General features: G+C 41.4%; 8 protein-coding genes and 1 tRNA gene. 1 reads left to right on the forward strand and 8 read right to left on the reverse strand.

What is annotated here, in order from left to right:
• Positions 1-19: 19 nt before the first annotated feature.
• From MUO15_RS07435 to MUO15_RS07455, 5 genes are all read right to left on the reverse strand, one after another.
• The gene (locus MUO15_RS07435) at positions 20-877 is read right to left on the reverse strand and encodes an amidase domain-containing protein (RefSeq protein ID WP_245034899.1); all 858 of its coding nucleotides are present in this window, start codon (positions 875-877) and stop codon (positions 20-22) included.
• A gap of 237 nt (positions 878-1,114) precedes the next feature.
• Positions 1,115-1,660, reverse strand: a complete 546-nt coding sequence (locus tag MUO15_RS07440; RefSeq protein ID WP_245034901.1) for a methylated-DNA--[protein]-cysteine S-methyltransferase — start codon at positions 1,658-1,660, stop codon at positions 1,115-1,117.
• A 70-nt stretch (positions 1,661-1,730) separates the two neighbouring features.
• Positions 1,731-2,864, reverse strand: coding sequence for a tRNA epoxyqueuosine(34) reductase QueG (gene queG, locus MUO15_RS07445; RefSeq protein ID WP_245034902.1), 1,134 nt, complete (start codon positions 2,862-2,864; stop codon positions 1,731-1,733).
• A gap of 43 nt (positions 2,865-2,907) precedes the next feature.
• Positions 2,908-4,614, reverse strand: coding sequence for an ABC-ATPase domain-containing protein (locus MUO15_RS07450; RefSeq protein ID WP_245034904.1), 1,707 nt, complete (start codon positions 4,612-4,614; stop codon positions 2,908-2,910).
• 136 nt (positions 4,615-4,750) lie between these two features.
• A tRNA-Gly gene (locus tag MUO15_RS07455) sits at positions 4,751-4,824 on the reverse strand.
• A gap of 611 nt (positions 4,825-5,435) precedes the next feature.
• Between MUO15_RS07455 and MUO15_RS07460 the strand changes: the two genes are divergently transcribed.
• The gene (locus MUO15_RS07460; protein ID WP_245034906.1) at positions 5,436-7,616 is read left to right on the forward strand and encodes an FUSC family protein; all 2,181 of its coding nucleotides are present in this window, start codon (positions 5,436-5,438) and stop codon (positions 7,614-7,616) included.
• Between the two features lie 148 nt (positions 7,617-7,764).
• Here MUO15_RS07460 and MUO15_RS07465 read toward each other — a convergent pair whose 3' ends face one another.
• The 3 genes from MUO15_RS07465 to MUO15_RS07475 all read right to left on the reverse strand — a co-directional run bounded on the left by MUO15_RS07465 (position 7,765) and on the right by MUO15_RS07475 (position 10,534).
• Positions 7,765-8,346, reverse strand: coding sequence for a hypothetical protein (locus MUO15_RS07465; RefSeq protein ID WP_245034907.1), 582 nt, complete (start codon positions 8,344-8,346; stop codon positions 7,765-7,767).
• 541 nt (positions 8,347-8,887) lie between these two features.
• Positions 8,888-9,796, reverse strand: a complete 909-nt coding sequence (locus MUO15_RS07470; protein WP_245034908.1) for a S66 peptidase family protein — start codon at positions 9,794-9,796, stop codon at positions 8,888-8,890.
• A 444-nt stretch (positions 9,797-10,240) separates the two neighbouring features.
• Entirely contained in the window at positions 10,241-10,534 is a 294-nt protein-coding gene (locus tag MUO15_RS07475) for a tyrosine-type recombinase/integrase (RefSeq protein WP_318036222.1), read from the reverse strand.
• Positions 10,535-10,714 lie beyond the last annotated feature (180 nt).

Consider the following 10,714-nt stretch of genomic DNA (forward strand, 5'->3'; position numbering starts at 1 on the left):
CCTGACTATTATATCATATTCATTCCGCTCCTATCTTAAAAAATTTATATTCAATAGATGGAGTATAGGCTGTGGAGTCCTGATAATCCCAGAAACGATGGCGGCTATTCGTTGTATGTGCATTCACTAGTGGAAGACCTTGACTGTTCATTTTCACTACAATCGTATTATGATCAAAACGGCCCGTTCCCTGAAAATCATAACAAATGACATCACCTGGAGATAAAAGAGAGGCATCCGTTACTTCTTTAGCCGTTAACCCTTGCCTTGCTCCGCTCAAGTACCAACGGAGGGAATGAGCAACAGCCCAGCTGTAACTCCAGCTATTACTGGAATACCACCATCCCTTGCCACGGTTTGGCTGCCCCCACATTGGTGCACCGCCAGCTCGCAAACATTGTGATATATAGTTGGTACAATCCACCTCAAAGTGTTTATAAGCAGGATTGTAACTGTCCCACCATCGCTCAGCGTACTGTACAGCTGCTCTCCTATCGTATTCAAATGGGACGCGTTGACTTGATTCCTTATCAGTAAACGCAGTGGCCAGATGCTCATTCCCGCCTAAACTCTTTTCAGTTTCAGTGTGCTGCTCTACTAATTCTTTCCTCTCCAATAACGCTTCACAATGATAGACGCCCTCTTCCAAGTAATATTTCTTCCGATCCTTTATCAATAGAGAGAGGGCAAGCATATAAGAAACATCTCTTGTTCCCCCATATTGCACTTGATGGTAAGGCTTCAAATGAAACGTCGCACGTTTGACAACCTGCCCCCGTTCATGCAACTTTTTCACCTTCCGTTCTAGCCATGGCTCATCTTGCTGCTCCATTAATCTCTCCATAATATCTTCCCAATACTCTTTTATTGCCTCCATTCACATCGCCCCTTTTTTCTATCTTATGAGCAAAAAAATAAAACCATGAGCATAAGCATGAATGCTTTGATCATGGTTTTCGTGCGTCTCACTCTCCTTTTATCAGCGCTCACTCTCCTTTTATCAGCGCTCACTCTCCTTTTATCAGCGCTCACTCTCCTTTTATCAGCGCTCACTCTCCTTTTATCAGCGCTCACAAAAAAGGATGCGCCAGGCGCATCCTTTTTTGTGAAATCATTATTTTGCTTGCATGAGCTGTGGATTTCCTTCCCAATCAAGCAGCTTTTGCTTTTTATCTAATCCACCTGCATATCCTACTAATTTTCCGTTGCTCCCGATCACTCGGTGGCACGGTACAACGATTGAAAAAGGATTTTTGTTAACAGCGCCGCCTACTGCACGTACAGATTTAGGAGCCTGAAGGACCTCTGCCACTTCCTTATAGGATTTTATTTCTCCTAAGGGAATGGTATGAAGCAACGCTCTCCACACACTTCTTTGAAAAGCTGTACCGTAACAATTTAACGGCAGTGAAAACTCTTTCCGATCACCACCAAAGTATTCGTTAATTTCCGTCCTTGTCTGTTTCACATACTGGTGATCCGGGTCATGTTTAAACTCGCCTTTTAGAAAATGCTTTTTTGTCCAGGCTTGGTAAAATGTTATCCGGTCTTCGTACTCTCCATAATCAATCCTGTTTACCCCTTTATCATCAGCCAACACGGTTATCGGACCCACAGGGGAGTCGAATACGTCATAATACAGATAAGATGGATGATTCATAGATAATCCCCTTACTAACATTTTTTTCTATTATACAATAATCTATCTTCTTATGAAAAGGTATACTCTATTATTGTTCCTGAAATTGCAGGCCCTTTTCCATTTCAAAAAGTACTTCGTCATTTTCTTCCATAACTTGAGCCTTTTCGATGGCAATATAGCAAGCTGTCGTTCCAATTTTTCCAAGTCCATAGGCCGCTGTTCCCCTAATTACTGGCCTTGGATCATTCTTCATCAAGCGAATCAATTCATCGATTGATGTTTGATCTTTATAGTGGGCTAAAGCAAGAATCGCATTGCGTTGAATCGGTTTCTTCCCTCGCCAAGATCCCGACGCAGAACCGAATTTCTCTTTAAATTCACGGTTTGACATCGACAACAAAGGAATCAGCTTTGGCTTAGCTACTTCTGGATCCGGTTCAAATTCCTCATGGTTATGGAAATCTTTCTTCCTATTTTTAGGACAAACGGTCTGGCAAGTATCACAGCCGTAAAGGCGATTACCAATTTTAGTTCTAAATTCATCAGGCAGAAAGTCTTTCGTCTGGGTCAAAAAAGCGATACATCGCTGGGCATTAAGTTGCCCGCCTTGGACCAGCGCGTCTGTAGGGCAGGCATCTACACATATATTGCAATCCCCGCAAGAATCAACAACCGGTTCATCCGGTTCAAAAGGAATATTTGTCACCATTTCGCCTAAATAAACATAAGAGCCAAATTCCGGTGTAATAATCGCACTGTTTTTCCCACTAAAACCAATTCCTGCGCGTTCAGCAACAGCACGATCAGATAATTCCCCTGTATCGACCATCGAAGATAACTCTGCTTCAGGAAAACGTTCCTTTATGAATGTGGCTAATTTTTGCAAACGATCCCTAAGCACATCATGATAATCCCGTCCCCAGGAGGCACGACAAAAAATCCCTCGCCGCTCCCCTTTCACACTACGTGGGGCATCGTGCATTTTTGAGGGGTAGGCAAGCGCTATAGATATGATGGACTGGGCACCAGGAAGCAAACGGTTCGGCTCCGTCCGCTCTTCAAGACTCCCCTTTTCAAACCCAGATTGATAGCCAAGGTCTTGTTGTTTCTTCAATCTTGCTTTCAGTTCTCCAAATACATCGACAGACGCAAAGCCGATTTTGTCTATTCCGATTTCTTTACTGTATGCAATGACTTCTTTTTTGAATGTGTGATCGTCCACCTTGACTACCTCCTTTCTATATGAATGCTTTAATTACTATTATTTATCTCAAGTCTCTCACTTTTGCTGTGCGCAATCGATTTAAAGCTGACGCGATTTCAAATCGTCGAGGTCGGGCAAGTTCCCCTGGATGCTGATCCTTAAAGGGAGCAATTGATGCTAGCCCTTCTTCATCGAGCTGTTGATCAATTTTATCTAGTAACTCTTTTAACGAATAATTTTTATCTAACCAGCCTTTTTTACTCAAATGTAACAAAAGGTCAGCAATCAAGTTTGTTTGCGAAGGATCGACAAGTTGTTCGACCGCATCAAGCGCCAGCTCCGTCCTTCCCATTAAAATGAGGGCTCTCCCTTTCGCTTGCACTTTTTCCTTTTTCCCTTTTCTTGCTTGAATCGACTGAGCCTCAAATGATCTTGCAGGCAATGTACCAAATGACTCCTCCAAGGTCTGGCGCTTACTCGGATATTTTGCAGCGATTTGCTTTGCCTGTTCTGTCACATGATGTGGGACATATTGATCCATCATAATCACTTCATCAGCAGCGTGAAAATAGTCGCCAGAGCCACCCATAACTAATATGGTAGATACATCTAGTTCATCGCGCATCTGTGTTATTTTATCAATAAACGGGGTAATCGGTTCCTTCTCACTGACAACAAGTTCTTGCATCCGCTCATCACGAATCATAAAGTTGGTTGCGCTCGTATCTTCATCAATTAGTAACGTTTGTGCACCAGCCTCAATTGCTTCGATAACATTGGCAGCTTGTGATGTACTCCCACTGGCGTTCTCCGTTGAAAATTGTGTCGTATCGACCCCATGAGGCAAATTTTTGATGAAAGGCGAAATATCTACATTTGTAACTTGCCGGCCGTCTTCCGCTCTTACTTTGACAGCTTGAGGGTCTGTAACGACATACTCCCGACCATCCCCGCTAATATGGGGATACACTCCTCGCTCAATGGCTTTGAGTAAGGTACTTTTACCATGATAACCGCCACCGACAATCAGAGCAATCCCCTTACGGATCGCCATCCCTGTCAATGGCTCCTCTCGATGCGGCAGTTTAATTGCGACCCTGTTCGCTTCAGGACTTTGAAAAGCAACAGCATTCTTCATTGGTTGATCACTTACCCCACTCGCCCGCGGTAAAGTAGCGCCATCCGCAATAAATGATATAAACCCTTCTTCTTTCATTTTATCCAAAATGACTTGATGCTGATCAGCTAATTTCACGGCTTCGTCTATTTCTTTATCCGTAATACTTAAAACGGATTTCTCTATCATTTCAGGTAACACTTGAAAAAACAGCTTGTCCGCCTGTTTTCCATTGATCCTGCGTCCATTTGCCGGTAGACCAACTGTTAAACAAACGGTCGTATACCCATTTTCAAAAACAACAGCCGTACGTTCCAAGATCTCCTGACCAGGACGGTCAATGACAACAAGACCGCTCTTTCCTGAACCGTGCACATTGGGGTTTGAATGCTGAATGACATTTGACACTTTCCTCGTCATCACATCCTCAGCAAACACTTTTCGCTTGTTCGTTGATGTCCACTCCTGATCAATCGCACGCGTTTTATGAGGGATGCGTACACGTATTTTCGAAGGCGCAGCAAAGGGATCACCTTGAACATAATCAATGAGCAACTCATACGATGGAAAAAAGTATCGTCCTTGAATTTGTTTATAACCTTTGTAGCTCTTACCATCTATTTGCTGCAGCAGATTTTTTAACTTTTTCATAGAACACCACTCCTCTATCATCTATGTATCCTTTAGGCTTCAATAAAAAACGCAATGCTTCGTTATTTAAATAAACGAAACACTGCGTTGGTTCACATCGTATAAAAATAATGGCATACTACCTTATAAGTAGTTATGGAGCGGGTGAAGGGAATCGAACCCTCATCATCAGCTTGGAAGGCTGAGGTTTTACCACTAAACTACACCCGCATTTAAAGAGGTATCATTAGCCGTGTTCTTACATGCCTCTTCCTCTGAAAAGCCTATCAAGGGAAGCATATCCGTCGAGGCAACTCGCAGCGGATTCGGGGAGTTTCGCTTGTGGCTGAAATTTCACCACTAACCACACCCGCGTTTGATTTCGAAATCGTATTTTTTATTATAACAACCATACATAGAGTATGCAATACGAAATAATCTATTTTTGTCGAATAATATCATTCATTTATTCTATTCTTATTACACTACTAGTATAGTGATCTTTCCCCACTTTTATACGAAGATATCAAAAATAATTCAAGGCCTTATTTACCATCAAGAGAATAAATGCTATCAGGGGAATAAAAATAGTGATACGTTAGGTGTTTATTGTAGACCCTATTTGTGGAGTTATATATTTGGTCCAAATATTCCCTTAGTCGCTTCATTACCTAAAAAAGGTTCATCATTTGCTTATCGTATTTGCCCTGATAATCGTGTACTTGTTAGGGCCAGGTATTTATCATAGCTTTTTAGGCTAAAACAGTTGAATTGATTGGCAAGGAAACTTACGATAAGAAGAGTACATAATACGCGATATTTTTGAAAAGGTTGATGAAGCATTGAAGCAATCACAATTTAAGCATTATTGGATCACCCGACTACTCGCCTCTGACCCTGGGCGAAAAAGACTAAATCAGGCTGGCAAAGCCGTCATTAGTCTAATATCCTCGGTATCAGCAGTCATCCTCATACTCAGTATGTTAGGACAACCTCCCTTAATCCCAGCCATTGTTGCAGGGATCACTGGCATGCTCGGAATTATGACTGTTATGGATGACACAAAGAGGAAAAAGAAAATAACCACACTGTTACTAGGAATATCAGCAAGTTCCGGAGTAACGGCAGGATCGTTATTAGCGTGGAATGCCTATCTTGTCTCAGGTTTAATGATTCTAATTATATTTAGCGCTTTTTATTTTTCACGATTTGGAAGCCGTTACTTTTCACTTGGTATGATCGGATTTATGACTGTTTATTTTTCCTCCTTTTTAGGGCTTTCCCCAAGTGAATTACCTTGGTTTTACATGGGAATTGTCCTAGGTGTTGCTTTCGCATACCTATATAATTTTATTATCTTCAAAGACTCTGCCCAACTGTTAAAAAGGAGTATGCGTTCCTTTCATATTCAAGCAAACCTGACGTTCGAACTGCTGATTGAAACGATTCAAGATCCAGAAACAAGGGATTCACGGATCAGAAAACTTCAGTATAATGTGAGCAAACTTAGAGAGTATGCAAGTAATGTAGCAACAGACTTAAACGCTCAAGATGTAAAAGGAATCTGGCCAGGCCTTACAACATCACAATTAAGACTGTACGTATTTGATACGGCAATGCTTGTCGCGACGTTAACAGATTCCTTGCAACAACTAAAGAAAGATGAAGCATTAGAAGCAGATGAGTTAAGGGAATTATTAATCAAGGTTATTACTTCGCTCCATAACTCAGAAGTTCTTGCACAAAATTATGAGGAAAAAAACTTGGTAGAAGCTCAAAAAACAACAGAGTCCTTACGTCAGATGATCGATGAGCTATTCGCAAAACAAAATTCACAACCTGGAAGATGGCTCTACATCATACGTAGAATTGAATCGATCGCCACACATGTAACAAATGGTGCGTTAGCCATCCAACAATCTTTACACAAGGGAAAGCAATCGGAAGAGAATACGGAAGACAATAACAGTCAAGATGAAGACAACGAAGAAAAAGAAGAAGACCAAGGGTTAAAGCCATCAACGAAAAAAGCCTATCAATCATTAATTGCAGGAACGATAGCCATCATCGTTGGCCATTTCATTTCACCCATCCAACCTTACTGGGTCCTGCTCACCACGTTTATCGTACAGCTTGGGACAGAGTCTGTTGGCCGCACCTACATGAAAGGCCTTCAGCGTTCAGTAGGAACAGTCATTGGGGCTATGCTTGGATTTGTATTAGCTAAGGCCGTTTCGGGACATTCCATATTGGAAGTTATCCTCCTCTTTGTCGTCATATTTTTAGCCTTTTATATATTCGCTGTCTCTTACACATTAATGAGTCTCTTTATTACATTACTCATAGCCTTTATGTATGACCTTTTACTAGGCGGAATAAGTTTTGCCCTGTTAAGCGCACGCGTCATTGACACCATCGCGGGTGCAGCGATAGCCTTAACCATTTCAGCGGTTATTTTTCCAACAAAAACAAAGGAAAAAGTATCTGAAGCTTTTACCGACTATCTTAATGAACTTAACTCGTACGTCACCCAATATATTCGAAGCTTCCGGGAAACCATGGATATAAAAGAACTGGCCGACCACGCTTTTAAAATGGATGAAAAGATTCAAGCCATTAAAGATGAAGCCAAACCGATCCTCCAGCGTCCAGGAGCACTAAGACACCGAGAACTCCCGCGCTGGGTAACCATTTTCACAGCCATAAACTATTACGCCAAACACTTAGTCGCATCATCCTATCAAAAGAAATTCACTTACCCCGATGAACTGGAGAAAGTCTTTCCGTCAATGGGGGATAAATTTAACCATAATATAGAAACACTGACCCATATGATTAAAACTGGCGAAGGTGCTGGTGTGATCTACAACATGGATAATGAAAGAAAGCACATCGAACGCTTTGCCCCAGGACATAACGAGAATCAGGGTGACCTCATTCATCATCTTTACTATGTGTGGCGGATTAACCAGTCCATATTAATCTTAGGGAAAGAATTGGGTGCCGAAGAAAGAGATCGGTAAACTGAACGAAAAAAGAACTGACGTCAGAAAACGTCAGTTCTTTTTGATTAAGAAAGATAAGATTAAAATTGCGATTCAACACTATTCCATTTACAACAACTTTTCGTTCCGGTCTGTCAGCACTATGTAGAACACTACTAACAGGGATTCATTCCCCTCTCCCTAACGTTTCGGTAACGTTCCAAACCTTGTCGTAACCATTATATGAATTTAACGCTATATCAAGGTCATGAAACATACGATGAAGGTTTCTAACTGTACTTCTATCTTCACTCTCAAGAACTGAATTTGCAAGCCCTTCAATTTCTTGTAAATCACTTTTTAAGGTTTCGGAAGTCACATTTGGCAGCAACCCTTCAACCTTTGAAAGAACCGTTTTCGCTTTCGCTCGTTGGTCGTTCCAGTTTAAGGTTGCAATTCCACCATAACCTGTTGTGTCATTATAAAAATCGTGTGTCGTGGATACAAACTCACCGACGTCTTTGTTCTCTTCCCCGACTGTTGCCTGAGTTTGTTCGATTGTATTGGTGGAAACTTCTCCAGCTTTCGCCTCTTCCTGCGCCCCTTTCGTTTGGTTTGTGTCGCTGCTCGCTTCCTGTTGGAAAATTAAATTTGCAACAATAAGGTAAACGAACACACCCAGGGCTAAAAATGCAACGGCTCCCAACGCCCACATAATCTTCTTAAATAATGTATTAAAAATAAAATCCCCTCGCTTTTCTTGTAACATAATCGTAACATCGAAAGAAAATCATGTAAATTAATCCAATAGAATTCCCCATTTTGAAAAACCACTTTCCAATTATTTTATTTCGCTACTGTATGTATCATTATCCAGATTTTACATTATTGGAAAAATAAAAGAACTATCGATGAACATCTTACTTATCAAAATCTACTCAGGAACATTGTGAAGATATATTGCAATTAGAGACAATGTTGATTATGAAAAGATGTTACTGTCTAACCCATCATACTTATTATTTAAGCCCCATTTACCATGTTATCAAAATGTTCGTGCATATCTTTCACAAACTAAATCACACGGAAGGCCCTACCAATGCACAACAAAGGGTTAACCTATTCCTTACATTGGGGACACGCTATCTTCTGCAATCCTATTAAATCAATATTTCACACTAAGGCAAAGCAACATTCTAAAGTCCGCCCTTTCCCGCCTAAATCTTCAAAAGGAATGTTCTCATACATTTGTCGGAAAGTATCGAAGTTTTTTAATCCTATAACTTCAACACTTACGTAAAGATTTAGATTTATATCACGCCTGAATCGATCACTAATCGAGGCGGCGACGCTGTGAGTTTCGCTTTTACTCCCAGTGGCACGCCAAAATTAGGCTGACAATGGCCGATGTGAAAATTCTCAACAACAGGGAAAGGCGCACAAACGAAGAAATCTTGCAGCACTTTTTTTATTTTCGCATATTCGTCTGGTTCCACTTGGAAGTTACCTATGACCACACCTTCGACCGCATCGAACACCCCCGCCTGGTTGAGATGAGTAAGCATCGTATCAATCCGAAACGCAGGTTCTGCAACATCTTCAATCAGTAGGATGGCCCCATTCGTATTCACTTGATAAGGTGTTCCCAATCCATTGGTGAGCAGAGTTAGATTCCCTCCAACCAAACGCCCTTCTCCTGTGCCATGAGCTAGCGTGATGAGGGGCGATTTACGAGAGTCATAGGCCAGGGATTCTCCCGTGAATAAAGGCAGAAACGAGGATTCTGTCCCCACTGTTCTTTGTTCGTCATTCAGATCGGATGCCACCATCGGCCCGTGGAAAGTAACCAAGTCACTGAAGATTTGAATTGCATTAAGCAGATACGTAATGTTGCTATACCCCCAGAATATCTTAGGATTTCTCTGTATCTTTGCATAATCAATCATAGGAGCAATTCTTGCTGTCCCGAATCCTCCACCAGCACAAAAGATTCCGCGGACAGCAGGATCACAAAAGGCCTCATGCAAGTCAGCAAGCCGCTTTTGATCGACAGCGACAAGGTCCTCCTCTACATCGAACACGTGTCGTCCAATGACGACATCAAGCCCCATTTTTTCAAATACACGTTTTCCCTGTATCAGCTGCTTTTTGTCTGGTGGTCCAGCCGGTGCAATAACTGCTACCCGATCACCCTCTTGTAAGGCAAATGGTTTGATCATAAGCTTTCCTCACTTTCCTTACTCCTCACATTTGAATGTGGTTATCGGACTATTTCAGCTTGAAACTTAAAGATGCCCTGTCCATTCAATTCCTGAAAAGACATATTTTCCTTAATTTACAATCCTCCTAACTTTAATTGCTAGTTGCACAATACTGCACCGATAATTCAATAGCGATTTGAAAAATTATTTTAAAATTCCTTGTAAATATTTTATCGTTAAATTAAGGATATTTAAACCTTTACCCCCAATATCCATAATTGCAGCAAATAAAAAAAGAAGGCCCGATTGTGGACCTTCTTTTTTTAAATTAGCTTTTCCACGGGGGAGACTTCCGATGTGTCCTTTGAATACATCGCTCGTAGTTCCGCATCATTTCGAGACTAGTGTGCCTGAGGAACGCTTGTAGGTTGAACACGTCCGCTCCGTTTTATACCGACATTTTCACAAATGTATGTCGGAACGTCTCCATTCGTATAGAGTGATATAGCTTTGGAATTGTCGTTTCGTGAGCGGTTTACTGTCAATCGTAACGAATAGAGCCTCGTTGTCTAACTTCCCACGGATTGAGACGTATTTCCTTAACTGCGTTTTCATGTTCGATTGAATCGGAACGTGCCGCTCTTTGTAACCTTTTCCGTCTATCTTGACGAAGTTATATTGCCATTGAATATCGGATACTCTAATGCCAATAAGCTCCCGAGCTCTTACTCCCGTTTCGAGTAGGAATAGAAGTATCGTATAGTCCCCGCATACCCGTAAATATGGTTTGGTCGGGTTGAGCTAAGAGTAACGTAATTGGTCCCAATTGAACGTCTCAATACAAACATTTAATACTGCGCTGCACTTACCAACAATAAAGATATTTCCATAGATTGCGGTAAAGGTGTAGTTGAAGCAATCATTAATGTAAGGTAA

The organism is Halobacillus amylolyticus, from assembly GCF_022921115.1.
Lineage (GTDB): Bacteria > Bacillota > Bacilli > Bacillales > Halobacillaceae > Halobacillus_A > Halobacillus_A amylolyticus.

Coding starts and splice junctions, on each gene's coding strand:
- MUO15_RS07435 (WP_245034899.1), bottom strand. CDS start 877: ATGGAGGCAATAAAAGAGTATTGGGAAGATATTATGGAGAGATTAATG.
- MUO15_RS07465 (WP_245034907.1), bottom strand. CDS start 8,346: ATGTTACAAGAAAAGCGAGGGGATTTTATTTTTAATACATTATTTAAG.
- MUO15_RS07440 (WP_245034901.1), bottom strand. CDS start 1,660: ATGAATCATCCATCTTATCTGTATTATGACGTATTCGACTCCCCTGTG.
- MUO15_RS07470 (WP_245034908.1), bottom strand. CDS start 9,796: ATGATCAAACCATTTGCCTTACAAGAGGGTGATCGGGTAGCAGTTATT.
- MUO15_RS07450 (WP_245034904.1), bottom strand. CDS start 4,614: ATGAAAAAGTTAAAAAATCTGCTGCAGCAAATAGATGGTAAGAGCTAC.